Below are 23,441 nucleotides of genomic sequence, written 5' to 3'. Positions count from 1 at the left end.
TACCAAGGCACAAAAAAAGGTGACCGTTATAGTCACCTTTTTTATTTTATAGTATCAATTTCTATTTGTCTTCTTTGCTCTTCTTTTTCTTTTTCTCTTTCTCTTTCTCTTTCTCTTTCTCTTTCTCTTTCTCTTTCTCTTTCTCTTTTCCTTCGGTTTTTGCTTCTTTTTTCTCGGACTTATGTACTCTCTCAACCAGTTCTACAATGGCCATTTCAGCCGCATCGCCAGGTCTTCTTCCCAGGAGATACATTCTAGTGTATCCTCCGTTGCGAGTTTTAAACCGAGGTGCAATATCTTCAAAGAGTTTTTTAACAATGTCCCTGTTTTTAATGTGCTTCATTATTTCACGCTTGTTATGAAGCTTTTTTTCAGCTTCAGAATCGGTAAGATCAAGATTTCTTTTTGCTTTTGTAATCATTTTTTCAGAAATCTTTTTTAATTCCTTTCCTTTCTGCTTAGTTGTTATAATTCTTTCATGGTTAAACAAAGATGTTACCATATTATTAAACATTGCCTTTCTATGGGAATATGTTTTTCCTAATTGTTTAACACTGTTTCTATTTCTCATTACAAACCTCGTATTAGTCCTTTAATCCAAGACTGAGATGAAGAACCTCAAGTTTTGATTTGATTTCTTTCAAGACTATATCACTATAGTGTTTTGATTTTCTTAATTCATCTTCAGTTTTTCTCACCAGTTGTTCAAGAGTTGAAATATCAAGGCTCTTGAGTGTATTGTACGCCCTGACTGAAAGTTCAACTTCATCAATAGATTTTGCCAGAAGAGATTTCATTTTTTCGATATTTTCATCGATTACTTCAATCTCCTCCTCAACCTCTTCTTCAAAATTTATAAAGATCGTCATGTGATCTTTTATAATCTTTGCCGCATGAGCCAGTGCATCTTCAGGAGAAATTGAGCCGTCGGTCCATATTTCGAGAATCAGTTTATCATAGTCGGTTCTCTGCCCAACCCTGGTATCTTCAACTCGTACATTAACTTTCTTGATGGGCGAAAATATTGAGTCAATTGGGATTACACCAACAGCCTCAGTATTAGACTTATTCATTTCCGCGGGTATATAACCTCTGCCTCGTTCGACCTGTACTTCCATATCGATCTTTGCAGCTTCATTCATCTTGGCTATAACCAGATCCTTATTCATAACCTGTATATCAGGATCAACATCAAAATCAGCTCCCGTTAAATCGCCGGGACCGTCTTTGATTATATGGATAACTTTAGGCATTTCGCTTTCATATTTGAAGCAAAGCTTTTTCAGATTGAGAATTATTCTGGTAACATCTTCGTATACACCCTCAATGGCAAAAAACTCATGAGGAACACCTTCAACTTTTATGGCGGTTATTGCCGCTCCTTCAATAGACGAGAGAAGCACTCTTCTCAGTGAATTACCAATTGTAAGACCGTATCCTTTTTCGAATGGTTCTGCAACAAAACGGCCATAATTAGGCTGTAATTCAGCATGTTCAAACACAATCTTATTAGGTCTTTTAAAGCCCTTTAATAAATTTCTTGGGGCCATCTCTACCTCCGTACTTCATTTAGAACAACAAAAAGCAGAACTGAAATCGTAAAATTAATTTCATTCACAATGATCATTATATAAAAACTGCTTATTACTTGGAATATAATTCAACAACAAGCTGCTCATTAAAATCTGCAACTACATCTGAACGAACAGGAAGTCTGACGATTTTACCAGACTTGACATCAAAATCAACATCAACCCATTCAGGTATTGAATCTACAGCTTTGGCCAGTTTGATTGAATCTTCCAGCAAGACATTGGTTTTGAATTTTTCACGAATCTCAATAACAGAACTTTCTTTAACTGTAAATGATGGTATATTTACAACCCTACCATTAACTGTCACATGATTATGCTGGATAAGTTGTCTGCCCTGGGTTCTTGATGATGCAAAACCCATTCTGAAAACAACATTATCAAGACGTCTTTCCAATAACGACAACATGTTATCGCCGGTTACGCCTTTCATCCTGTTCGCTCTTTCAAAAAGAATACGGAATTGTTTTTCCAACAATCCATAGCTCCTTTTTATTTTTTGTTTTTCCCTGAGCTGAACAGCATAGTCAGTCATTTTTGTTCTGCGTTTTTTGGGTGGTCCTGGAGGATATTTTTTCTTTCCTTTTATAGGACATTTATCCGTAAGACATCGTTGACCTTTAAGCATCAACTGCTGCATTTCTCTTCGACACAATTTACAAACTGGGCCCGTATACTTCGCCATAGTTCATTCTCTCCGTTACACTCTTCTGCGTTTTTTGGGTCGGCATCCATTATGTGGTACCGGTGTTACATCCTTTATCTTGGTTACATTTAATCCGGTCTGATGTAATGATCGTATTGCCGCCTCTCGCCCGATTCCGGGACCTTTAACATATACTTCTACACTTTTCAGGCCTGCTATATCCATAGCCTTCATAGCGGCAGATTTGGCGGCCATCTGTGCGGCGAACGGGGTTGATTTTCGTGAGCCTTTAAATCCCTCTCCACCCGATGTTGCCCAGGCTATTACATTCCCCTGCATATCAGTCAGTGATATTATAGTATTATTATAAGTTGCACGAATAAATGCTTTACCGACTGGTATATTTTTCTTTTCTTTTTTCCTAGTCTTTTTCTGTTTCACAGCTCACTCCTTATTTCTTTTTCTTACCCATGGGCTGTCGTCTATTTCCTTTTCTTGTCTTGGCATTATTTTTAGTATTTTGACCTCTGACAGGTAAGCCTCGTCGATGACGAATCCCTCTATAACATCCAATGTCCATCAGCCTCTTAATATTCATTGCCTGTTCCGTTCTAAGATCACCTTCAACCTTAGTGGTAGTATCAATGGCTTTTCTTAACTGGTTAATCTCTTCATCAGTTAAATCTTTTACTCTACTAGTGGGGTCAACACTGGTTTGTGCTAAAATTTTCTGAGACATTGACACACCAATACCATAAATATAGGTCAATGCCGTTTCAATTTTCTTGTTATTAGGTAAATCAACACCCGAAATCCTAGCCATATGCCCTCTTTATCTTAATGTTTTTTTAAGGTTCTTATTTTCTGACGCTGCTTATGTCGCGGGTTTGTGCATATCACCCTGACAACACCGTGCCGCTTAATAACCTTACAATCACTGCAAATCTTTTTAACCGATACTCTGACCTTCATATATTGCCTCTATCCGTATATTGAAAGTATGGTGATAATGTCAATCCTAATAAAAATGATATATAAATCTGAATTTACTATTTTGACCTGTATGTAATCCTTCCACGACTTAAATCGTAGGGTGAAAGTTCAATGGTAACCCTGTCTCCTGACAGTATTCTGATATAATGCATTCTCATTTTTCCAGAAATATGCGCCAACACCATATGCCCATTGTCAAGTTTTACCCGGAACATTGCGTTTGGAAGTGGTTCTAGTACTGTGCCTTCAACTTCAATGGGTTCTTCTTTCGCCATTTTTTAGTAATCCTTTAAATTTCTATCGTCTGCCCTTGATCTGTTTGTTCTTTATAAATCCACCGTAATGTCTCATCAGTAATTGTGACTCAATCTGCTTCAATGTATCAAGTGCTACACCAACGATAATCAAAAGAGAAGTTCCGCCAAAAAGATATGCCATTTCCGGTGCAACCTGTTCTGGCCATATTCTTATGATAAAATCGGGAACAATAGCGATTAAAGCCAGGAATATTGATCCCGATAGTGTTATCCGGTTCAGTATTCCCATCAGATATTCAGCAGTATTTTGTCCGGGCCTTATCCCGGGAATAAAACCACCATATTTTTTTAAATTATCTGCTATATCAGTCGGATTAAACCTGATTGCTGTATAAAAAAAGCAAAAGAAAATAATAAACCCCGCATACACAAGCATATAAGGAATCTGTCCTGGAGAAAGCCAATATTGTATTTGGTTCAATATTGCGAATTTGCTCCCACCCAGCATATTTATGATCTGAGAAGGAAACATCAATATCGCTGATGCAAAAATAATTGGAATTACACCTGCTGCATTGACCCTCAATGGAATGAACTGGGTCGTTTGCTGGGTCATAGTCCTTCCCACCATTTTCTTCCCATACTGTACGGGTATTCTGCGAGCTCCCAGTGTCAACAAAATTGATGCCGCTACAACCAGTAGAAAAATACCTATGAGTATGATTAAGACTATAGGTTCACCTGTATCATTTATCTTTTTCACGGTCTGCATCATTGCCTGAGGCGCCCTAACTATAATACCAGCCATAATTATAAGAGAGATACCATTTCCGATCCCTCTTTCTGTTATTATCTCACCAAGCCACATAAGTACCATGGTACCGGTCGTAATTGCAATCACTGAAACAATTATAAAGGCTATTCCTGCATCATCGGGAACAACCGATCCTCCCGCTCTGGTTTTCATGGATTTCATCCAGAATGTGAGGCTAAAAGATTGTATTGTACAAAGTAAGACTGTTCCGTATTTTATATATTGACTTAATTTCTTATGTCCCTCTGCTCCTTCCTTCGATAAATTATCGAGATAAGGAAATACAACTTTCAACAAGTCGATGATAATTGAAGCTGATATGTAAGGCATGATCCCAAGAGCAAAAATCGTAAATCTCTTCAATGCTCCGCCTGAAAACAAATCGAAAAAATCTAAAAATCCCGCACTCTGTGCCTCTTCAAAATACGTTTTAAGGGCATCAACATTTATTCCAGGAATCGGTATATGTGCCCCTATCCGGTATATAATTAATACCGTTATTGTAAACAGTATTCTCTTTCTGAGTTCCGGTATCTTAAAAATATTAACAACGACGTTTGACATTCTATTCCCTTTTTAGCCGATTAATGACCAGACGAAACTAATTGAGTTCAACTGTCCTGATCACCGCTTCTCCACCAGCCTTTACAATTTTTTCCTGGGCTGACTTGGAAAACACATCGGCAATAACCTTTACTGACTTAGTTAACTCGCCGTTGCCAAGAATCTTGATCTGAGTCTCACTTTTTTTAATCAATCCTGCTTTCAATAGAGTTTCAGCATCAATTACATTTTCGTTCAGCTTATTAAGCTGTGACACATTGATCAGCTGAAATTCTGCTTTGAAAATATTATTGAATCCTCTTTTAGGAATCCTTCTTTGCAGAGGCATCTGACCGCCCTCAAACCAGGCCCTATGCTTACTGCCGGATCGGCTCATCTGTCCTTTTTGACCACGACAACTGGTTTTACCATGACCGCTTCCAGTACCGCATCCAATTCTTTTTCTTTTTTTGAAGGATTCAGGTCTTTTTATTTCATATTGTTCCATAGAAATTCTCTCTATTCGTTGATTTCTTTGACTTCAACAAGGTGTTTTACTTTTTCAATCATTCCGCGTATTACAGAATTATCATCATGAATTCTTTCTGCGTTCATCTTTCTAAGGCCGAGTGCTCTGACCGTTGCCCTTTGGTTGGGCTTTTCTGTTATGATACTTCGGACTTGTTTTATTAAAAGCTTCTTTGCCATTTCCCTCTCCTGTTATTCCCAGAGTTTTGATATGGAAATATCTCTTGCACGAGCAGCTTCTTCCAGACTTCTTAATTGCAGCAATCCATCAAGAGTTGCTTTAACAAGATTAACAGGATTCCTTGAGCCCTGTGCTTTCGTAAGTATATCTGATATGCCTACCCGTTCGATTACTGCCCTTACCGAGGCGCCGGCAATGATCCCTGTTCCAGGTGCTGCAGGTTTCAAAATAACTTTTGCTGATTTATATTTTCCTACAACTTCATGAGGGATCGTATGTTTTCGAACGTTAACTTTATACACATTCTTTTTTGCATCTTCCTTGCTTTTGTCGATGGCATCGGGAACTTCGTTAGCTTTTCCAAAACCAACGCCAACATGTCCATGCCCGTCACCTATAACTGCCAAAGCATTAAATGAAAATCGTCTACCACCCTTTACTACTTTTGCAACCCTATTTATTGTGACGATTTTTTCACTTAATTCAAGGCCTTCAGTGTTCATTTTCTTTCTTTTTATTTTCATACTAAAACGCTCCTAAAATTCCAATCCATTTTCACGGGCAGCATCAGCAAATGCTTTGATTTTACCATGATAGAGATTTCCATTTCTATCGAACACAACATTTTTAATTCCCAGGGCAACCGCTTTTTCGGCTATTGCCTTTCCAAGTGCCTTTGCTGCTTCCTTATTTCCCGTGTTTTTTTGGCTTTTGAATTCAGGCGCCAGTGTTGAAAGACCTAATAATGTTTTACTCTGTTCATCATCTATTATTTGGGCATAAAAGTTCTTGTTGCTCCTGGAAATACATAGTCTCAGTTTTCCCTTATGAGCTCGAATTTTTTTCTTTATCCTGAATTTTCTTCGAATAACGGTTTTTTTATTTGCAGTAAGCTTATCCATGTTTATTTACCTGCTTTCCCGGCTTTTTTCCTAATTTGTTCATTCTTGTATCGTATTCCTTTGCCTTTATATGGTTCAGGTGGTCTTAATTTTCTGATATTCGCAGCAACTTGTCCGACTCGCTGTTTATTAATACCTTTGATTTTTATTTTTGTGGGATCAACCACTTCCAGCTTTATTCCGTCAGGCGCTTCAAAAATTATGTGATGTGAATATCCAAGCTGGAATTGAATATTAGCTCCTTGCTGAGTTGCCCGATAACCTACACCAACTATTTCCAGGTCCTTTTCAAAACCTTGAGAGGTACCCACAACCATGTTACTAATCAGAGATCTATATAGTCCTTGAAACGCAACTTGCTGTTTTTCTTCTTTCTCAAGCTGTATCAGGACAACATTATTTTCCTGTTTGATAATTATCCCTTCAAGAACTTCCAGGTTATCTTCCCCGAGCGGGCCTTTGACATTTACGACCCGGTCCTTAACATCAACGGTGACGTTGCTGGGTAATTGAATTGGTTTTTTTCCTATCCTTGACATGATTACTCACTTCATCCACTATATTCTGCTATGAAATTTCGCAAATTACTTCACCGCCTACATTCAGCTTTTTGGCGGCTTTATTTGTTATAACTCCCTTGGAAGTCGATAATATCCAGATCCCAATATTATTATATACAGGTTTTAGATCTTCTGCACTTACATATACCCTTCGTCCGGGTTTGCTTATCCGGGTAAGACTTACGATAGACGATTCATTTACTGAAGGATATTTTAAATAAATACGCAAAATCTTCTGTTTATTAGGGGAATCCAGAAGTTTATAATTCTTTATAAATCCTTCATCTTTTAAAATTCTAGTAATTGCAACTTTAAGTTTCGATGAAGGGACATCTACTTTCAAGTGACCTGCCTTAAGGGCATTTCTTATTCTTGTCAGCATGTCAGCAATTGGATCTGTAATGCCACTCATTGTATTTTTCCTGCTCCAGTATATTTATGCAAAATTACCAAGAAGATTTAGTTACACCAGGGATTTGCCCTTCGCTAGCAAGCTTCCTGAAACATATTCTGCACATTTCAAATCTTCTCAAATACCCTCTGGGTCTGCCACATATTTTACACCGATTGTGTTGTCTAACGTGAAACTTCCTCGGTATGATTTGTTTAGCAATAATACTCTTTTTAGCCACAATGATACCTCTACTATTCTCTAAAAGGCATATTAAAGTTTTTCAATAAAGCATAAGCTTCATCTTTGTTGTCCGTTGTTGTTACTATGGTAATATTGATACCATGTATTTTATCTACTTTATCAAAATCAATCTCTGGGAATATTATCTGTTCTTTAACAGAAAAATTATAATTGCCGAAATTGTCGAATGATTTTGGAGATAACCCACGGAAGTCACGAACCCTCGGTAATGCAATATTAATAAGTCTGTCGAGAAATTCGTACATCCTTTCACCACGAAGAGTAACACGGCATCCTACATCATATCCATCTCGTATTTTGAAGTTAGCAATTGATTTCCTAGCAGTTGTTTTTATAGCCTTCTGCCCGGTAATCATTGTAAGTTCATCAATCACTGCATTGAGGCCTGCTGTATTTGCATGTGCATCCCCCATCCCGACGTTTAAAACTATTTTTTCAAGCTTCGGAACTTGCATGATTGACTTAAAATTAAATTCCTTAAACAATTTTTGTTTAATATTATTTGAAAAATCTTCTTTTAATCGTGCAGCCATTTCACATTACCTACTTATCTAAACTCTTTCCGCATTTCGAACATACTCTGCTTTTATCTTTATCAGTAACAGCAATACTTAACCTAACACCTTTTTTGCATTTGTCGCAAAAATACATAACATTAGATAAGTGAATCGGGAATTCCTTTGTAGTAGATCCACCTTTAGGATTTTCCTGAGAAGGTCTTACAAATTTTTGTCGTTTATTAACACCTTCAACAATAACTCTATTCTTATCTCTGTTGAGGTGTAATATTTTACCTCTTCTGCCCTGCTCTGATCCCGATATAACCACAACATTATCATTAACTTTCAGTTTGGTATTCATATCTATTCACCTATTATAATACTTCAGGAGCTAATGATACAATTTTAAGAAAATTTTTATCCCGCAGTTCTCGTGCAACAGGTCCAAAAATACGTGAACCTTTTGGTTCGCCTTTTGCATCAATTATAGCCACTGCGTTATCATCAAACTTTATATATGTACCATCTTTCCTTCTTACCGGTTTTTTTGTCCGTACAATAACGGCTTTGAGAACAGCCTTGCCATGAACTTTTTTACCGGTCGAATCTTTAAGGCCATATGATGGCTGTGAGTCTTTAACAGCAACCACGATAATATCACCAACCGAGGCATATCGTCTTCTAGTCCCTCCAAGTATCTTAATACATTGGACTTTTTTAACACCACTATTATCAGCTACATCAAGCATTGTTTCTACTTGTATCATTGGTGACCCTCTACTTCACTTTTTCTATGATCTCAACCATTCTATAACGTTTCTCTCTCGATAATGGCCGCGTTTCCTCAACACGTACTATATCACCAACCTGGCATTCATTTTTTTCATCATGACTTTTTATTTTTTTAGTCCTGCGAACCGACTTTTTATATAATGGGTGCATAACCAGGTTTTCTATCTCGACAACAATAGTTTTATCCATTTTATCACTAACGACTTTCCCTATTATCTGTTTCCTGTTAGATTTCATTTTACAGTCAGTTCTCCAATTATTCTAAATTGCATTTGTTACTTCGTTCGCAATCCAAGATCGTATTCCCGCTTAATAGTTTTAATACGTGCTACATGCTTTTTAAGCTCACGAATTTTTTTAGGATTATCTACTTTACTGGTCACTGCTTTAAATCTTTCTTTTCTGAGCTCTTCTTTTGATTCAAGAAGGCTTTTATCCAGATCATCAATTGATAATTCCTCTAATCTACCTTTCATTTCCCGATCCTCTATTTACTACTGGTTTATTGAAATAAATTTGCATTTCACTGGAAGTTTGTTCATGGCACTTTCAAATGCCTTCCTTGCAAGATCTTCGTCAACACCATCGATTTCAAACAAAACACGGCCTGGATAAACTCTTGCTATAAAACCTTCAGGATTTCCTTTTCCTTTTCCCATTCGGGTTTCAGCAGGTTTTTTTGTAAATGCAAAATCAGGGAATATTCTTATCCAGAGTTTCCCGCCTCTTTTTACCTTTCTAGTGATAGCAACCCTTGCTGCTTCAATTTGCCTGCTCGTAATTTTACCGGCTTCAAGAGTTTTTAATCCATAGCTGCCGAAAGCAATAGTTGCTCCTCTGTTTGCTACACCATTCATTCTACCGCGTTGTACTTTTCTATATTTAGTCCGTTTTGGCATTAACATGGCAGTTGTCCTTCACCTTTTCTTCTTATTAATTACTTTGTTTTTCTTTTGACGGTATATTTATCTTCTTCATTTTCCTGAGCATTTGACATGATGTTTCCGTTGTAAATCCAAACTTTTACACCTATCATTCCAAATGTTGTCAATGCCTCTCCAAATCCATAGTCTATGTCAGCTCTAAGAGTATGTAGTGGAATTCTGCCTTCTTTATAGACTTCGGTCCTTGCCATTTCTGCGTTATTAAGTCGTCCTGACACCATAACCTTAATTCCCAGTGAACCACTTCTTATTGCATTGGTAATAGCCTGTTTGACAGCTCTTCTATAAGGGAACCTGTTTTCCAGCTGTCCGGCAATTTGTTCGGCGATCAGTTTTGAGTTTTTCTCAGGTTTTTTTACTTCTATTATGTTAATGTAAACATTCTTTGAAGCGATCTTCTGTAACTCATTTTTCAGTGCTTCAATATCAACACCTTTCTTCCCGATAAGAACACCGGGACGTGCTGCATGTATATTCACATTAACCCTGTCTGGAAATCTTTCAATAGCTATTCGTGCTATACCTGCACTTTTTCTGGTTTTACTGATATACTTTTTCAGCTTTAAATCTTCATGTAAATTGTTGGCATAATTCTTCTTATCTTCATACCAAATTGAATCCCATGTTCTGGTTATGCCAAGTCTAATACCTATTGGATTTACCTTCTGACCCATGAATATATCCTTTATTTAATTTTCGTCTGATAATACGATTAAAATACTGCTCGTTCTCTTTCTGATACGAGTAGCCCTGCCACGAGCACGAGGACTAAAACGCCTGATAGTAGGACCGCCGTCAATCGTAATTTTTTTTATATATAATTTATCTTCGTTTATATTAGGGTTTTTATATTTTGCATTAGCGCCAGCTGAATAGAGAGTTTTCAAAATAAGGGACGCTGATTTTTGAGGCATTGCTTTTAAAACATCTATTGCCTCGGGCAATGAAAACCCTCGTATCTCATTGGCAACAAGCCGCGCTTTTGAAGCGGATATTCGATTTTGTTTGGAAAATGCCAGTGATTCCATCATTTCTTCCTCTTTGCAATTTTGTCATCCTTACTTGTATGCCCTCTGTACGTTCTGGTAGGTGCAAATTCACCAAGTTTATGACCCACCATATTTTCTGATACATATACCGGTATAAAATTTTTACCGTTATGAACCATTATTGTATGCCCAATCATTTCAGGAAATATGGTTGACCTTCTCGACCAGGTTTTAATTGTCTTTTTCTCATTACCTGCATTCATCTCTTCAATTTTTTTGAAGAGCTTTATATCAATAAAAGGACCTTTTTTAACCGATCTAGCCATAAATTTACTTCCTTCTCTTCACGATATATTTGTCACTATACTTGTGTTTCTTCCTTGTTTTATATCCTTTAGTCGGCAAACCCGTGGGTGATACGGGATGCCGTCCACCTGAAGATTTTCCTTCACCACCACCCATGGGGTGATCAACAGGGTTCATGGCAACGCCTCTCACTTTAGGTCTTTTATGCATCCATCGAGAACGTCCAGCCTTTCCGATCGTTATATTCCCGTGATCCTTATTACCAACTTCTCCCAGGGTAGCAAAACATTCTTTATGAATTTTTCTTATTTCTCCGGAAGGTAGTTTAATAAGACAGTAGCTCGCTTCCTTTGCTGCCAAAACAGCCGACGTTCCTGCCGATCTAACCAGCTGACCGCCTTTACCTCTTGTGAGTTCGATATTGTATATGCTTGCACCCAGAGGAATATTTTTAAGCGGCATTGCATTGCCAGGTTTTATTTCGACAGATTCACCGGACTCTATCGTATCACCCACTGCAAGTCCTTGCGGTGCGATAATATATCTTTTCTCGCCATCCATATAGCTGATTAAAGCAATAAAAGAGGAACGATTCGGATCATATTCAACTGTTACAACTTTACCGGTAATCCCAAATTTATTTCTTTTAAAGTCAATGATTCTGTATTTTCTTTTGTGTCCACCACCCTTACGACGTACACAAACCTGTCCTTTATAACCACGACCCGCGAAATCCTTTTTGCCGACTGTTAACGGTTTGTACGGCTTATCGGTAGTAATTTCATTAAAGTCAAGTACGGTTCTGTACCGGGCTGTCGGTGTTACTGGTCTAAATTTTTTGATTCCCATTTCAGTACCTTCTTTATACTCTTCATCTTCTGCAAAATTAACAAAATCTATTGTGCTTCAAAAATATCTATTTTTTCGCCATCTTTTAAAGTAACAACAGCCTTTTTCCATGCAGAGGTATATCCGTATTTATATCGTATTCTTCGAATCTTTCCACGCACTCTTATGATATTGATTTTTTCAGGCTGCACACCAAACAGTGCCTTTATCGCTTGTTTGACCATAACTTTATTAGCCTTCATTGGAACTTCAAAGACATATTTATTCAGTTCCATAAGCCCTGTTGACTTTTCTGAAATAATCGGCCTTAGTATAATATCATTAGGATTCATCACTGTCCCACCTTGGATAATCTTTCATTAAGTACTTTAACCGCACTCTCTGTAATGATTATATCTTTTGAATAAAAAATATCTCTACTGGAAATTCTTAACACATTATTGTATACAAACCATGGTAAATTTCTGATTGCAAGCTTCAGATTGATACTATCATTTTGCGTTACAAGTACGCCTTTCTTTACCGCTAACGCTTTACCAACTTTAGCGACTTCCTTTGTTTTCCCCGTTGCCTCAAAATCCTCGATTACTTTAATGCTTCCTTCTTTTGCTTTTAATGAAAAAAGTGACCTATATGCCGCTTTTTTTATTTTTTTAGGAAGCTCAATTCTATAATCACGAGGACGAGGACCAAAAATCGTTCCACCACCGACCCACACTGGTGAACGCGAGGAACCAGCTCTGGCCCTACCTGTACCTTTTTGTCTCCATGGCTTTATACCGCCACCTCTGACCTCAGCTCTTTCCTTGGTCTTGTGTGTACCCTGCCTTTTGTTTGCATTGGCCGCTTTTATTAATTCGTATATCAGTACATCATTGATTTCCGATGCAAACACTTCATCAGCCAGATCAACCTGACCAACCACTTTGCCTTCTATGTTATATTTATCAACTTTCATGCTCGGTACCTGTTTAACTTATTTTTCACTGACCGTTATTAACGAATTTTTTCTTCCGGGAACAGCACCTAAAATTAAAACTAAATTTTTCTCTTTAAAAATCTTCACTATTTTAAGATTCTTAATCGTAGTTTTTTTAGATCCATGTCTTCCAGGCATTTTTTTACCTTTCCATATCTCGCTTGGATAGGCGCATGCTCCAACTGAACCTGGCGCACGATGAAAGTGAGAACCGTGTGTCATTCGACCACCACTGAATCCATGTCTCTTTACAACACCAGCAAAACCTTTTCCTTTTGATGTGCCGATTATATTAACAACCTGATTCTCAGCGAAAATTGAACAATCAACAATAGTTCCAACATCAAGTGCTTCATCAAAAAGATTAACTTCACGGAATATTCTTTTAGGTGCGATTCCTCGTTTCTTCAGATCTTTAGCAATGGGCATCGTCAACTTGCTTTCTTTTACATCCTGATACCCCAGTTTCAATGCACTATATCCGTCTTTTTCCACTGATTTTTTCTGCACCACTACACAGGGGCCCAATTCACAAACAGTTACCGGCACCATAGTTCCGTTTTCATCAATATATTGCGTCATTCCTATTTTTTTTCCAATCAGTGCTTTTTTCATTCCGCTCACCTGTATATACCAATAATATCACTCTCTACTTTATTGCGAAAGTAGTTAATCTTCATATATTTTGTATAATAATTGATCAGTTACTTATACGTTATGATTTAATGTCAACAGAAACACCAGCTGGAAGTTCAAGCTTCATTAAAGCTTCAACTGTATCAGAATTTGGGTCAATAATATCAATCAATCTCTTATGTGTCCTGATCTCGAACTGTTCGCGAGATTTCTTGTTTACGTGAGGAGATCTCAATACACAAAACTTTTCTATTTTTGTGGGTAGCGGCACAGGACCAGCAACTTTGGCGCCGCTTCTGTTTGTTGTGGCGACAATTTTTTCTGCCGACTGATCCAATAGTTTTGCATCAAAAGATCTCAGTTTTACTCGAATTCTTTGTCCTGTTAGCTTTGACACTGTTTTATTCCCATTCCTATTTTATGCTATATTGGTGATTCAGGCCATCATAACAGATGGCCTGAATCACACTATATTTTTTAATAATTTGCTTACGAGCAATAAAAACTATTCATTTATTTTAACAACAACACCAGCTCCAACCGTACGACCACCTTCACGGATAGCGAATCGGAGTTCTTCTTCCATTGCTATAGGAGTGATCAGTTCGACCTTCATATCAATGTCATCACCTGGCATAACCATTTCAACTCCCGCAGGAAGTTCAATAATACCCGTAACGTCAGTTGTTCGGAAGTAAAACTGAGGTCTGTAATTTGAAAAGAAAGGAGTATGTCGTCCGCCTTCTTCTTTCTTGAGAATATACACACGACCGTCGAATTTTCTATGGGGAGTGATCGAACCCGGTTTTGCGAGAACCTGTCCACGCATTACATCATCTTTGCCAACACCCCTCAGAAGACATCCGACATTATCACCGGCCCTACCTTCATCAAGAATCTTCCTGAACATCTCTACGCCGGTACAAACACTCTTTTTGGTTTCAGCGAAACCAATAATTTCAACCTCTTCACCTGTTTTAACCACACCACGCTCGATCCTTCCGGTTACAACAGTACCACGGCCGGTAATTGAAAAAACGTCCTCAATCGGCATAAGGAAGGGCTTGTCTACTTCACGTTGTGGTTCCGGAACATATGAATCGAGGGCTTCACCCAGCTTCAGAACAGTCTGAAACCACTCATCATCCGTTTTACCTGCATCAGCAGCTTCAAGAGCTTTCAGAGCGGATCCGGAAATTATTGGTACTTCGTCACCAGGGAAATCGTTTTTGGAAAGAAGCTCCCTGATCTCCATTTCTACCAGTTCAACCATTTCATCCCTGTCAGAGGGATCCAGCATGTCGACTTTATTGAGATACACGATCATAAATGGTACGTTTACCTGTTTTGCAAGAAGAACGTGTTCCCTGGTCTGAGGCATTGCACCGTCAGTAGCGGCAACAACAAGGATCGCCGCATCCATCTGAGCAGCACCAGTGATCATGTTTTTTATATAGTCTGCGTGCCCCGGGCAGTCCACATGAGCATAATGTCTGTTAGGAGTTTCGTACTCCTGGTGGGAAGTGGCAATCGTTATACCACGAGCCTTTTCTTCCGGAGCGTTGTCGATCTGATCAAAACTGACTGCCTTACCCGTTCCATATTTCAGGTGGAAACATTTGGTAATAGCGGAGGTTAAGGTAGTCTTACCATGGTCAATATGTCCGATGGTACCAACGTTTACATGCGGTTTCGCCCTATTAAATTTTTCCTTTGCCATTTGGATAACTCCTTAATTGATTTTCCTTATTAAACAAAAATATCCTTTTTATTCTTTATTATTCCAAAATAGAAATAGTTAGTAAAATTGTATGTAATTCACAAAAAAAATGAGATATAATTTGTCAGAACACAGGCATATTACACGCAAGCATTGTTCCTGCGGGTCTATGAATAAAAAAAAAAACTGCCTATTCTGTCAAGTAATTAATACAAAAATATTTTAAATAGAATATTAATTCAAAAAAAAATGATCCAGACTGGCATAAACATTATAAAATAATTGAAAATGAATTAAAATATAATAATTTTCATAACTAATTATAAATCGACCCGCGCATCCGCGCAATTATGTTTTCTGTCACATTCTGGGGCACAATCTCATACTGTGAAAACTGCAGCGTATGTGAGGCTCTACCCTGGCTCATGGAACGTATACTGGTTGCATAGCCAAAGACTTCAGACAACGGTACAACACCATCAATTATTTTTAATTGTCCGCGCATATCAATATTCTCAATTTTCCCCCTACGGCTGTTGAGATCATTAATAATGTCGCCGGTATATTCATCGGGAGTAACAACTTCCAGTTTCATAAGTGGTTCCATAAGCAATGGGGATGCATTCCTAACCGCTTCTCGGAAAGCCTGATTCGCCGCGATCCTATATGCCACATCAACTGACTTATTCTCATTGAAAGAGCCCCCAATCAAAACAGCCTTTATGTCTTCCATCTTATAGCCGGCGATAACTCCCGCTTCCATAGAATCACGTATTCCCGATTCAATGTCACCAATAAATTGAGCGGGAATAACACTGTCTGCAACCTTATTTTCAAAAATAAACCCGGCGCCTCTTTCAGAAGGTTCTAAAAATAATTTAACATGCCCAAATTGATCCTTCCCCGCAATCTGACGCTCATAAACCTGCTCCGCTTGTGCACTGGCAGTAATTGTCTCCTTATAGGTGACCTGAGGTCTTCCCACGTTGGCCTTAACGTTAAATTCTCTTGTAAGCCGATCTATAATAATATCAAGATGGAGTTCGCCCATACCGGATACAAGCGTCTGGCCCGTATCGGGATTAGTTGATAACTTAAATGTCGGATCCTCGTCTTCCAGTCTGTGCAGTGTAGTAATTAATTTTTCCTGGTCAGCCTTAGTCTTCGGTTCTATGGCAACAGATATTACCGGATCCGGGAATACCATTCTTTCAAGCAGAATAGGTTGTTTTTCGTCGGCCAGAGTATCCCCGGTCCTTGCGTTTTTGAGTCCCACTACCGCCACGATGTCTCCTGTATAGACCTCAGCAACATCTTCGCGATCATTTGCATGCATTCGGAGAAACCGATTTATACGCTCTTTTTTATTTGTTGCAACATTGAGAATCGAATCGCCCGATTTCATGTGACCCGAGTACAGTCGAATATATGTCAATTTCCCCACATAGGGATCTGACATGATTTTAAACACCAGGCAGCTCATAGGTTCCTTGTCGCTTGCTTCACGAGACAGTATTATATCATGATTGTTCACATCGTGACCAGATACGGGTTTTACATCACGGGGAGAAGGAAGATATTCAATAATTGCATTCAGAATCGGTTGCACTCCCTTATTTTTCAAGGCCGATCCGCAAAATACAGGGAAAAGATCCGTCTTGATAGTCGAACGGCGGATTGCCTCTTTGATTTCCTCAATCCCGGGATTTATTCCCTCGAGATATTTTTCCATAATCGAATCATCATGTTCAGCCAGCAGTTCTATCATTTCACTCCTGGCACGTTCGGCTTTATCCTTGATTGTTTCCGGAATATCCCGCTCCTGCATTTCGCGCCCTTCCAGATCCATCCAGTATAGAGCCTTCATGGTTACAAGATCGATAACACCTTCAAAGGTATCCTCTACGCCAATAGGCAGTTGCACGGGAAGCGGTATTGCAAAAAGCTTTGTTCTGATCATTAAAAGACACCTGTCAAAATCAGCGCCGATCCTATCCATCTTATTGACAAAACATATGCGGGGGATATGATATCTATCGGCCTGCCTCCAAACGGTCTCTGACTGGGGTTCAACACCTGCTACGCCGTCAAAAACCGCAATAGATGAATCAAGGACACGGAGACTTCTTTCTACCTCCATGGTAAAATCAACATGACCGGGAGTATCGATAATATTTATTCTGGTATGTTTCCATGAGCAGGTAGTGGCGGCTGCCGTAATGGTTATGCCCCTCTCTTTTTCCTGGACCATCCAGTCCATTTCCGTATTTCCATCATGGACTTCTCCCAATTTATGGGTTTTACCAGTATAAAACAGAATACGTTCTGTTAAAGTTGTCTTCCCGGCATCGATATGAGCCATTATGCCGATATTTCTTGTTCTATTAAGCGGTAATTCTCTGCCCATGACCAGACCTTTGACTGTTGATAAATGTATTTATAGCTGCAGATTCATTATAAACTGATTTCAAAAAAAATGGCGCGAAAAAAATCCGTTGAACAGATATTATCAAAAACCCCTTAAAATCAGCGACGGAACACAGGGGTTTTCAAGTATAAAGAGTTATTTTAAGGAGTTCTTTAGATACATTGCGCAATAAACACCAAATACCAGGTAAGATACCTGGTATTTGCAGACCATTTCTTTAAAGAAAGATGTTCTCGTGTTAAAATTTATAATGGGCAAAAGCCTTATTTGCTTCAGCCATTTTATGAGTATCTTCTTTTTTCTTGATTGAGGTGCCGGTGTTGTTGAATGAATCCATTAACTCGCCAGCAAGACGTTCAAACATGGTTTTTTCAGAACGTCCTCTGGAGTGTATAATAATCCAGCGGATCCCCAATGCCTGGCGTCGCTCCGGTCTTATCTCAACCGGTACCTGATAAGTTGCACCGCCTACTCTCCGTGATTTAACCTCAACAAGCGGTTTCACATTTTCAAGGGCCTGCACAAAAACTTCAACAGGGTCCTTTTTCGCTTTATTTTCCAATATTTCCATGGCTTTATAGAAAGTTGTTTCAGAGACTCCCTTTTTGCCATCAAACATCATGCAATTAATAAATTTGGTTACCAGTTTGCTTCCAAATTTTGGATCTGGCAATATTTCCCGTTTTGGCGGTCTCCTTCTTCGCATAATTCATTTCCTCTTTAATATCGTATGTTATATCTTAAGCTTTCGGTCTTTTTGCACCGTACTTCGATCTGCTTTTCCTTCGATCCTCAACACCAAGAGAATCAAGCGTACCACGAATGATGTGATATCTTACACCGGGAAGGTCTTTTACCCTGCCACCCCTTATAAGCACCGCAGAGTGCTCCTGCAGGTTGTGTCCAATCCCGGGAATGTACGCAGTAACTTCTATACCATTGGTCAGTCGCACCCTGGCAACTTTCCTCAACGCAGAGTTAGGCTTTTTAGGAGTAAAAGTCATGACACGGGTGCATACACCTCGTCTCTGGGGGCATTGTTGTAAAGCCGGAGATTTAGATTTTTTCTTCTTTGCTTCCCGCCCATTGCGGATTAGTTGATTGATTGTTGGCATTTCCTTTCCTGCACCTTATCAAAAATATTTTATCGATACTTGTCTTGTCTCAATTTAGTCATATCTGATTCCCAAAAATACTTTTCATGATATGCTTAATTTGATCACTTTTTTGTCAAGTAATTTTGCTGTAACCGGATAATTGACTCCGATTAATCTAATTTCTAATCAAAATCTTCGTCATCATCCTCATCTTTCATATCGTCTACGGAATCCGTATCACTTTTAATCGGCTTTTTTACTACCGGGGCTTCTTCCATGGGCAGAGCTTCTTCAATTTCAGCCTGTCCTTCTTCATCTTCAAATGACCCTTCCAGGTCGCCCGGAGTCTTTTGATATACCTCAACACGATTATAATCTCTTACACCGGTTCCTGCCGGGATAAGATGCCCGATGATGACATTTTCTTTTAATCCCCGCAGCTGATCAACTTTACCTTTAATTGCCGCATCTGTGAGTACGCGTGTTGTTTCCTGGAACGATGCGGCTGATATGAATGATTCAGTATTGAGTGCCGCTTTCGTTATACCCATGAGAACAGGAATGGCCGTGGCAGGTTTTCCTCCCTCGCTGAGAACACGATTATTCTCTTCAATAAAATCAAACTTGTCTACTATCTGCTCTATTACAAACTGTGAATCGCCCTGATCGGCAAGTTTAACTTTTCGAAGCATCTGGCGTACTATTATCTCAATATGCTTGTCATTGATTACAACACCCTGCAAGCGATATACTTCCTGTATTTCATTTACAAGGAATTTCTGCAGATCCCTGGGTCCCTTGATCCTGAGTATTTCATGGGGATCTACCGGGCCATCATCTATTTTTTCACCTTTTACTATCCAGTCACCATCCTGAACCCGGAGAAATTTTGATACGGGAATGGAATATTCCTTCTGAGTTCCATCCGAACCCTCGACAATGATCTTACGCTTATTCTTTACTGTATCGCCGATGGTAACCGTACCATCGATGGCCGTAAGTGTTGCCGCATCCTTCGGTGTCCGGGCCTCAAAGAGTTCTGCTACCCGTGGAAGACCCCCGGTGATGTCCTTGGTTTTAGCAGCACCGCGTGGAATTTTCGCCAATACGGTACCTGCTGCGACCTTGATCTTATCATCCAGCATGATGTGTGCCCCTTTTGGCAGCAAGTAAGTAAGGGGTTCACCTGAAGTACCGGTGATATTTATTCGGGGTTGCAGTTTTTCAGTCTTATACTCAACAATTACCCTTTTGGTAACATTCGATTGAGGATCAATTTCCTCACGAAGACTCTTATTCAGTTCTATATCAACATATTCAACCTGGCCGCTGATTTCCGTAAGAATCGGCTCAAACCATGGATCAAAGGAGGCTATGATTTCTCCCCGTTCATGGAACTTGTCGGTTTTGGTCTGCATCTCGGCTCCCACATTGATGGGTATGGAGTGCGGATCGCCCAGGATATAAAATGTCTTTTTAACAATTTTCAGGATACCGGAGTTTTTGGCAATGATATCCTTGTCTTCAGACTTTGCTATGACAGTTCCGGCATAAACTTTTTCACCGTCATTGTGATTGAATTCTATCTCACCCTTAACGGTCTGTTTGTAAATTACGCGTTGTACAATCAGATATCCACGACGAACTGAAATGGTCTTCTTATCATCAGTTTTAATTGTTTTGGAAGTAAGTTCCTTTATGTACACCGGATAGTTCAGTTTAATTTCACTTTCTTCAACGGAACGTGATGCGATACCGCCGATATGGAATGTTCTCATGGTCAGCTGGGTTCCCGGCTGGCCGATCGATTGAGCAGCTATTATACCAACTGCCTCACCCAGTTCAACATGTCGCGATGTTCCCAGGTTTCTTCCATAACATTTGGCACACACACCATGCCTTGCATCACAGGTGAGTACCGAACGTATTTCTATTGCATCTATGTTTAACTGATCAATCAACTCAGCGACTTCTTCATCGACAATATCATCGGATTTACGGAGAACTTCACCGGTAACGGGATGAATAAGATCGTACAAAAGCGTTCTTCCCAGAGCTCGTGCGCCCAGTGATTCTATAACATCATCACCTTCTTTAATTGCGTGTATATCGATACCGACGGATGTACCGCAATCCTCAATGTTAATGACGACGTCCTGAGCTATATCAACAAGCCGCCTGGTCAGGTACCCTGCATCGGCTGTTTTCAGGGCAGTGTCAGCAAGACCCTTCCGTGCTCCGTTTGTTGAAATAAAATATTCCAGTACCGTCAAACCCTCTTTAAAGTTGGCCCTGATGGGGACCTCAATGATCTCACCGGTAGGTTTTGCCATAAGACCGCGCATACCCGCCAGCTGCCTAATCTGCTGCTTGCTTCCCCTGGCACCCGACTGGGCCATGGCAAATATCGGATTCATGCCACCCCTGCTTCTGGAGAATTGCTCGAACATTTTATTCGCGATCATTTCATTGGCATTTGTCCATAGATTGATAACCCGGTTATAGCGCTCTTCATCGGTGATAAAACCGTTTCGATACTCATTTTCGATTGCCTCAACCTTCTTATCTTCTGCCTCGATGATTCCTCTTTTTTCCTCAGGAACTATTATATCTGACATGGAGATAGTGGGACCAAAATGTGTCGCATAATGATAACCGGTTTCCTTGATATCATCGAGCATCTTTACTGTTACATTGGGGCCATACTGCCTCAAAACACTTGCTATTATCCGTGAAATATCCTTATCAGTGATAGCTTTGTTTTCAAAAGGGAAGTCAACGGGAAGCAGCTTGTTAAAAATCAATCGTCCCGGAGTGGTCTCTATAAATTCATCGCCCTGCAAAAACTTTATTTTAGTTCTGAGTCTTATTCCGCTATATTCAAGTATCCTCAGTACATCCTCATATTCGTCAAAAAACTTGTCTTCTCCGGTGCTGCCCTCAACCATCGCGGTGAGATAGTATATACCGAGTACTATGTCCTGGCTTGGTGTTACAACAGGATGTCCGTTGGCCGGAGAAAGAAGATTATGTGAAGACAACATCAACGTCCAGCATTCCAACTGCGCCCTGGGTGAGAGCGGTACGTGGACGGCCATCTGGTCACCATCGAAGTCAGCGTTATACGCATGACAGACCAGCGGGTGAAGTTTAATGGCTTTTCCCTCAACAAGAATCGGTTCAAAAGCCTGGATACCCAGACGGTGAAGGGTCGGAGCACGGTTAAGAAGAACAGGGTGTTCTGCGATAACCTCCTCCAGAACTTCCCATACTTCCGGTCTTTCGTTCTCCACCATTTTTTTAGCGGATTTAATATTCTGTACATAATCCTTGTCGACAAGCCGCTTCATGATAAAGGGTTTAAACAATTCAATGGCCATCTTCTTGGGAAGACCGCACTGATACAGCTTGAGTTCAGGACCGACGACAATTACTGAACGGCCTGAATAATCAACCCGTTTTCCCAGAAGATTTTGTCTGAAGCGACCCTGTTTTCCCTTGAGCATATCGCTGAGAGATTTGAGAGGTCTGTTTCCTTTCCCCTTTACGGCCCGTTTTCTCCTGCTGTTATCGAAAAGCGCATCAACCGCTTCCTGGAGCATCCTCTTTTCATTGCGCACGATAATTTCCGGAGCTCTGAGCATCAAGAGACGTTTTAATCGATTATTCCTGTTTATCACCCTCCGATACAGATCATTAAGGTCCGATGTGGCAAATCTGCCGCCATCGAGCTGTACCATGGGTCGCAATTCCGGCGGTATAACAGGGACAACATCGAGAATCATCCATTCGGGGCGATTTCCCGATTCTTTAAAAGCCTCTATTATTTCGAGACGTTTGATAAGTTTTTTATCTATTTTAACTTCTTTTGCCGATTTGGCATGAATTTCCATCCTGAGAATTCTTGATTCTTCATCAAGATCAATGCTGATAAGAAGTTCCTTTATCGCTTCCGCCCCCATGCTGGCTATGAAGGTATCACCATACTTTTCATAATAATTGTAGAATGCATCTTCGTCGAGTATATCACCGCGTTTAACATCTTCCTCGGCGGCATCACCCGGTTCGATGACAATGAATTTTTCATAATACAAAACAGATTTCAACGAATTCACCGTCAAATCGAGAAGGAGTCCCATTCTTGACGGAACTGATCTGTAATACCAGATATGCGCTACCGGCGTTGCGAGCTCGATATGACCGCCCCGCTCGCGGCGGACTTTATAGTGCGTAACCTCAACACCGCAACGATCGCACACAACACCTTTATATCGGATGGACTTGAATTTACCGCAGTAACATTCCCATTCCTTGGTCGTTCCAAAGATCCTTTCGCAAAACAGACCGTCACGCTCGGGTTTCAGCGTTCTATAATTAATGGTTTCCGGTTTCTTAACCTCACCATAGGACCATTCTCTGATCAGATCAGGAGAAGCCAGTTTGATTTGCATAGAACTGAAATCGTTAAAGTCCCTCATGTTTTTCCCTTTGTATTACCTAAAATTATTTTTTACTCAGTACTAATACTGA

The 23,441-nt window shown here is 39.7% G+C and carries 34 protein-coding genes; all 34 read right to left on the bottom strand.

Annotated features, from left to right (window positions below):
• Positions 1-61: 61 nt before the first annotated feature.
• The 34 genes from CVV44_18180 to rpoC all read right to left on the bottom strand — a co-directional run bounded on the left by CVV44_18180 (position 62) and on the right by rpoC (position 23,389).
• The gene (locus tag CVV44_18180) at positions 62-571 is read right to left on the bottom strand and encodes a 50S ribosomal protein L17 (GenBank protein ID PKL36148.1); all 510 of its coding nucleotides are present in this window, start codon (positions 569-571) and stop codon (positions 62-64) included.
• Between the two features lie 13 nt (positions 572-584).
• Positions 585-1,550 carry a DNA-directed RNA polymerase subunit alpha gene (locus tag CVV44_18175; protein ID PKL36147.1) on the bottom strand — a complete coding sequence of 322 codons (966 nt, stop codon included), beginning with the start codon at positions 1,548-1,550 and terminating at the stop codon, positions 585-587.
• A 94-nt stretch (positions 1,551-1,644) separates the two neighbouring features.
• The gene (locus CVV44_18170) at positions 1,645-2,277 is read right to left on the bottom strand and encodes a 30S ribosomal protein S4 (protein PKL36146.1); all 633 of its coding nucleotides are present in this window, start codon (positions 2,275-2,277) and stop codon (positions 1,645-1,647) included.
• Positions 2,278-2,292: 15 nt separating this feature from the next.
• Positions 2,293-2,679, bottom strand: coding sequence for a 30S ribosomal protein S11 (locus CVV44_18165; GenBank protein ID PKL36145.1), 387 nt, complete (start codon positions 2,677-2,679; stop codon positions 2,293-2,295).
• A 10-nt stretch (positions 2,680-2,689) separates the two neighbouring features.
• The gene (locus tag CVV44_18160) at positions 2,690-3,061 is read right to left on the bottom strand and encodes a 30S ribosomal protein S13 (protein ID PKL36144.1); all 372 of its coding nucleotides are present in this window, start codon (positions 3,059-3,061) and stop codon (positions 2,690-2,692) included.
• A gap of 14 nt (positions 3,062-3,075) precedes the next feature.
• Positions 3,076-3,210 (bottom strand): 50S ribosomal protein L36, encoded by a 135-nt coding sequence (locus CVV44_18155; GenBank protein PKL36143.1) that lies wholly within the window; start codon positions 3,208-3,210, stop codon positions 3,076-3,078.
• 77 nt (positions 3,211-3,287) lie between these two features.
• Positions 3,288-3,506 (bottom strand): translation initiation factor IF-1, encoded by a 219-nt coding sequence (locus CVV44_18150; protein ID PKL36142.1) that lies wholly within the window; start codon positions 3,504-3,506, stop codon positions 3,288-3,290.
• A 22-nt stretch (positions 3,507-3,528) separates the two neighbouring features.
• Positions 3,529-4,866 carry a preprotein translocase subunit SecY gene (locus CVV44_18145; GenBank protein PKL36141.1) on the bottom strand — a complete coding sequence of 446 codons (1,338 nt, stop codon included), beginning with the start codon at positions 4,864-4,866 and terminating at the stop codon, positions 3,529-3,531.
• Positions 4,867-4,903: 37 nt separating this feature from the next.
• Positions 4,904-5,353 (bottom strand): 50S ribosomal protein L15, encoded by a 450-nt coding sequence (locus tag CVV44_18140; protein ID PKL36140.1) that lies wholly within the window; start codon positions 5,351-5,353, stop codon positions 4,904-4,906.
• Positions 5,354-5,364: 11 nt separating this feature from the next.
• Positions 5,365-5,553 (bottom strand): 50S ribosomal protein L30, encoded by a 189-nt coding sequence (locus tag CVV44_18135; protein ID PKL36139.1) that lies wholly within the window; start codon positions 5,551-5,553, stop codon positions 5,365-5,367.
• A gap of 12 nt (positions 5,554-5,565) precedes the next feature.
• The gene (locus CVV44_18130; GenBank protein ID PKL36138.1) at positions 5,566-6,078 is read right to left on the bottom strand and encodes a 30S ribosomal protein S5; all 513 of its coding nucleotides are present in this window, start codon (positions 6,076-6,078) and stop codon (positions 5,566-5,568) included.
• A gap of 12 nt (positions 6,079-6,090) precedes the next feature.
• Positions 6,091-6,456, bottom strand: coding sequence for a 50S ribosomal protein L18 (locus tag CVV44_18125; protein ID PKL36137.1), 366 nt, complete (start codon positions 6,454-6,456; stop codon positions 6,091-6,093).
• Between the two features lie 2 nt (positions 6,457-6,458).
• Entirely contained in the window at positions 6,459-6,995 is a 537-nt protein-coding gene (locus CVV44_18120) for a 50S ribosomal protein L6 (protein PKL36136.1), read from the bottom strand.
• 28 nt (positions 6,996-7,023) lie between these two features.
• Positions 7,024-7,428, bottom strand: a complete 405-nt coding sequence (locus CVV44_18115; protein ID PKL36135.1) for a 30S ribosomal protein S8 — start codon at positions 7,426-7,428, stop codon at positions 7,024-7,026.
• Positions 7,429-7,462: 34 nt separating this feature from the next.
• On the bottom strand, positions 7,463-7,648 hold the full coding sequence (locus CVV44_18110) for a type Z 30S ribosomal protein S14 (protein ID PKL36134.1): 186 nt from the start codon (positions 7,646-7,648) through the stop codon (positions 7,463-7,465).
• A gap of 13 nt (positions 7,649-7,661) precedes the next feature.
• Positions 7,662-8,204, bottom strand: a complete 543-nt coding sequence (locus CVV44_18105) for a 50S ribosomal protein L5 (protein PKL36133.1) — start codon at positions 8,202-8,204, stop codon at positions 7,662-7,664.
• A 10-nt stretch (positions 8,205-8,214) separates the two neighbouring features.
• The gene (locus CVV44_18100; GenBank protein ID PKL36132.1) at positions 8,215-8,532 is read right to left on the bottom strand and encodes a 50S ribosomal protein L24; all 318 of its coding nucleotides are present in this window, start codon (positions 8,530-8,532) and stop codon (positions 8,215-8,217) included.
• A 13-nt stretch (positions 8,533-8,545) separates the two neighbouring features.
• Positions 8,546-8,938 (bottom strand): 50S ribosomal protein L14, encoded by a 393-nt coding sequence (locus CVV44_18095; GenBank protein PKL36131.1) that lies wholly within the window; start codon positions 8,936-8,938, stop codon positions 8,546-8,548.
• Positions 8,939-8,948: 10 nt separating this feature from the next.
• Complete coding sequence (locus CVV44_18090; GenBank protein ID PKL36130.1) at positions 8,949-9,200, bottom strand: 30S ribosomal protein S17; 252 nt, start codon at positions 9,198-9,200, stop codon at positions 8,949-8,951.
• Positions 9,201-9,238: 38 nt separating this feature from the next.
• A complete protein-coding gene (rpmC, locus tag CVV44_18085) occupies positions 9,239-9,439 on the bottom strand; it encodes a 50S ribosomal protein L29 (GenBank protein PKL36129.1) in 201 nt (66 codons plus the stop codon).
• Positions 9,440-9,457: 18 nt separating this feature from the next.
• Positions 9,458-9,868, bottom strand: coding sequence for a 50S ribosomal protein L16 (locus tag CVV44_18080; protein ID PKL36128.1), 411 nt, complete (start codon positions 9,866-9,868; stop codon positions 9,458-9,460).
• 32 nt (positions 9,869-9,900) lie between these two features.
• Positions 9,901-10,581: a 30S ribosomal protein S3 gene (locus CVV44_18075; protein ID PKL36127.1), complete on the bottom strand. Its 681-nt coding sequence runs from the start codon at positions 10,579-10,581 to the stop codon at positions 9,901-9,903.
• A gap of 15 nt (positions 10,582-10,596) precedes the next feature.
• The gene (locus tag CVV44_18070) at positions 10,597-10,935 is read right to left on the bottom strand and encodes a 50S ribosomal protein L22 (GenBank protein PKL36126.1); all 339 of its coding nucleotides are present in this window, start codon (positions 10,933-10,935) and stop codon (positions 10,597-10,599) included.
• Complete coding sequence (locus CVV44_18065; GenBank protein PKL36125.1) at positions 10,935-11,222, bottom strand: 30S ribosomal protein S19; 288 nt, start codon at positions 11,220-11,222, stop codon at positions 10,935-10,937. Before CVV44_18065 ends, CVV44_18070 begins: the two co-directional genes overlap by 1 nt.
• A gap of 4 nt (positions 11,223-11,226) precedes the next feature.
• Positions 11,227-12,051 carry a 50S ribosomal protein L2 gene (locus CVV44_18060; GenBank protein ID PKL36124.1) on the bottom strand — a complete coding sequence of 275 codons (825 nt, stop codon included), beginning with the start codon at positions 12,049-12,051 and terminating at the stop codon, positions 11,227-11,229.
• Positions 12,052-12,098: 47 nt separating this feature from the next.
• Positions 12,099-12,386 (bottom strand): 50S ribosomal protein L23, encoded by a 288-nt coding sequence (locus CVV44_18055; protein PKL36123.1) that lies wholly within the window; start codon positions 12,384-12,386, stop codon positions 12,099-12,101.
• On the bottom strand, positions 12,383-13,009 hold the full coding sequence (locus CVV44_18050; protein PKL36122.1) for a 50S ribosomal protein L4: 627 nt from the start codon (positions 13,007-13,009) through the stop codon (positions 12,383-12,385). The genes CVV44_18055 and CVV44_18050 overlap by 4 nt, the downstream gene beginning before the upstream one ends.
• An 18-nt stretch (positions 13,010-13,027) precedes the next feature.
• The gene (locus CVV44_18045) at positions 13,028-13,645 is read right to left on the bottom strand and encodes a 50S ribosomal protein L3 (GenBank protein PKL36121.1); all 618 of its coding nucleotides are present in this window, start codon (positions 13,643-13,645) and stop codon (positions 13,028-13,030) included.
• A 100-nt stretch (positions 13,646-13,745) separates the two neighbouring features.
• The gene (locus CVV44_18040; GenBank protein PKL36120.1) at positions 13,746-14,063 is read right to left on the bottom strand and encodes a 30S ribosomal protein S10; all 318 of its coding nucleotides are present in this window, start codon (positions 14,061-14,063) and stop codon (positions 13,746-13,748) included.
• A gap of 108 nt (positions 14,064-14,171) precedes the next feature.
• On the bottom strand, positions 14,172-15,386 hold the full coding sequence (gene tuf / locus CVV44_18035) for an elongation factor Tu (GenBank protein ID PKL36119.1): 1,215 nt from the start codon (positions 15,384-15,386) through the stop codon (positions 14,172-14,174).
• Positions 15,387-15,702: 316 nt separating this feature from the next.
• Positions 15,703-17,793 (bottom strand): elongation factor G, encoded by a 2,091-nt coding sequence (gene fusA, locus CVV44_18030; protein PKL36118.1) that lies wholly within the window; start codon positions 17,791-17,793, stop codon positions 15,703-15,705.
• 259 nt (positions 17,794-18,052) lie between these two features.
• A complete protein-coding gene (locus CVV44_18025; GenBank protein ID PKL36117.1) occupies positions 18,053-18,520 on the bottom strand; it encodes a 30S ribosomal protein S7 in 468 nt (155 codons plus the stop codon).
• Positions 18,521-18,554: 34 nt separating this feature from the next.
• The gene (locus tag CVV44_18020) at positions 18,555-18,929 is read right to left on the bottom strand and encodes a 30S ribosomal protein S12 (GenBank protein ID PKL36116.1); all 375 of its coding nucleotides are present in this window, start codon (positions 18,927-18,929) and stop codon (positions 18,555-18,557) included.
• 164 nt (positions 18,930-19,093) lie between these two features.
• The gene (gene rpoC, locus CVV44_18015) at positions 19,094-23,389 is read right to left on the bottom strand and encodes a DNA-directed RNA polymerase subunit beta' (GenBank protein PKL36115.1); all 4,296 of its coding nucleotides are present in this window, start codon (positions 23,387-23,389) and stop codon (positions 19,094-19,096) included.
• Positions 23,390-23,441: the final 52 nt, after the last annotated feature.

The organism is Spirochaetae bacterium HGW-Spirochaetae-1 (assembly GCA_002839375.1).
In the GTDB taxonomy this organism is placed as follows: Bacteria; Spirochaetota; UBA4802; order UBA4802; family UBA5550; genus PGXY01.
This window is presented reverse-complemented; position numbering and strand designations above follow the sequence as displayed.

Excerpts from the sequence above, each read along its gene's own strand:
- CVV44_18180 (PKL36148.1), bottom strand. The coding sequence starts at position 571 with ATGAGAAATAGAAACAGTGTTAAACAATTAGGAAAAACATATTCCCAT.
- CVV44_18175 (PKL36147.1), bottom strand. The coding sequence starts at position 1,550 with ATGGCCCCAAGAAATTTATTAAAGGGCTTTAAAAGACCTAATAAGATT.
- CVV44_18170 (PKL36146.1), bottom strand. The coding sequence starts at position 2,277 with ATGGCGAAGTATACGGGCCCAGTTTGTAAATTGTGTCGAAGAGAAATG.
- CVV44_18160 (PKL36144.1), bottom strand. The coding sequence starts at position 3,061 with ATGGCTAGGATTTCGGGTGTTGATTTACCTAATAACAAGAAAATTGAA.
- CVV44_18155 (PKL36143.1), bottom strand. The coding sequence starts at position 3,210 with ATGAAGGTCAGAGTATCGGTTAAAAAGATTTGCAGTGATTGTAAGGTT.
- CVV44_18150 (PKL36142.1), bottom strand. The coding sequence starts at position 3,506 with ATGGCGAAAGAAGAACCCATTGAAGTTGAAGGCACAGTACTAGAACCA.
- CVV44_18145 (PKL36141.1), bottom strand. The coding sequence starts at position 4,866 with ATGTCAAACGTCGTTGTTAATATTTTTAAGATACCGGAACTCAGAAAG.
- CVV44_18140 (PKL36140.1), bottom strand. The coding sequence starts at position 5,353 with ATGGAACAATATGAAATAAAAAGACCTGAATCCTTCAAAAAAAGAAAA.
- CVV44_18135 (PKL36139.1), bottom strand. The coding sequence starts at position 5,553 with ATGGCAAAGAAGCTTTTAATAAAACAAGTCCGAAGTATCATAACAGAA.
- CVV44_18130 (PKL36138.1), bottom strand. The coding sequence starts at position 6,078 with ATGAAAATAAAAAGAAAGAAAATGAACACTGAAGGCCTTGAATTAAGT.
- CVV44_18125 (PKL36137.1), bottom strand. The coding sequence starts at position 6,456 with ATGGATAAGCTTACTGCAAATAAAAAAACCGTTATTCGAAGAAAATTC.
- CVV44_18120 (PKL36136.1), bottom strand. The coding sequence starts at position 6,995 with ATGTCAAGGATAGGAAAAAAACCAATTCAATTACCCAGCAACGTCACC.
- CVV44_18115 (PKL36135.1), bottom strand. The coding sequence starts at position 7,428 with ATGAGTGGCATTACAGATCCAATTGCTGACATGCTGACAAGAATAAGA.
- CVV44_18105 (PKL36133.1), bottom strand. The coding sequence starts at position 8,204 with ATGGCTGCACGATTAAAAGAAGATTTTTCAAATAATATTAAACAAAAA.
- CVV44_18100 (PKL36132.1), bottom strand. The coding sequence starts at position 8,532 with ATGAATACCAAACTGAAAGTTAATGATAATGTTGTGGTTATATCGGGA.
- CVV44_18095 (PKL36131.1), bottom strand. The coding sequence starts at position 8,938 with ATGATACAAGTAGAAACAATGCTTGATGTAGCTGATAATAGTGGTGTT.
- CVV44_18090 (PKL36130.1), bottom strand. The coding sequence starts at position 9,200 with ATGAAATCTAACAGGAAACAGATAATAGGGAAAGTCGTTAGTGATAAA.
- rpmC (PKL36129.1), bottom strand. The coding sequence starts at position 9,439 with ATGAAAGGTAGATTAGAGGAATTATCAATTGATGATCTGGATAAAAGC.
- CVV44_18080 (PKL36128.1), bottom strand. The coding sequence starts at position 9,868 with ATGTTAATGCCAAAACGGACTAAATATAGAAAAGTACAACGCGGTAGA.
- CVV44_18075 (PKL36127.1), bottom strand. The coding sequence starts at position 10,581 with ATGGGTCAGAAGGTAAATCCAATAGGTATTAGACTTGGCATAACCAGA.
- CVV44_18070 (PKL36126.1), bottom strand. The coding sequence starts at position 10,935 with ATGGAATCACTGGCATTTTCCAAACAAAATCGAATATCCGCTTCAAAA.
- CVV44_18065 (PKL36125.1), bottom strand. The coding sequence starts at position 11,222 with ATGGCTAGATCGGTTAAAAAAGGTCCTTTTATTGATATAAAGCTCTTC.
- CVV44_18060 (PKL36124.1), bottom strand. The coding sequence starts at position 12,051 with ATGGGAATCAAAAAATTTAGACCAGTAACACCGACAGCCCGGTACAGA.
- CVV44_18050 (PKL36122.1), bottom strand. The coding sequence starts at position 13,009 with ATGAAAGTTGATAAATATAACATAGAAGGCAAAGTGGTTGGTCAGGTT.
- CVV44_18045 (PKL36121.1), bottom strand. The coding sequence starts at position 13,645 with ATGAAAAAAGCACTGATTGGAAAAAAAATAGGAATGACGCAATATATT.
- tuf (PKL36119.1), bottom strand. The coding sequence starts at position 15,386 with ATGGCAAAGGAAAAATTTAATAGGGCGAAACCGCATGTAAACGTTGGT.
- fusA (PKL36118.1), bottom strand. The coding sequence starts at position 17,793 with ATGGGCAGAGAATTACCGCTTAATAGAACAAGAAATATCGGCATAATG.
- CVV44_18025 (PKL36117.1), bottom strand. The coding sequence starts at position 18,520 with ATGCGAAGAAGGAGACCGCCAAAACGGGAAATATTGCCAGATCCAAAA.
- CVV44_18020 (PKL36116.1), bottom strand. The coding sequence starts at position 18,929 with ATGCCAACAATCAATCAACTAATCCGCAATGGGCGGGAAGCAAAGAAG.
- rpoC (PKL36115.1), bottom strand. The coding sequence starts at position 23,389 with ATGAGGGACTTTAACGATTTCAGTTCTATGCAAATCAAACTGGCTTCT.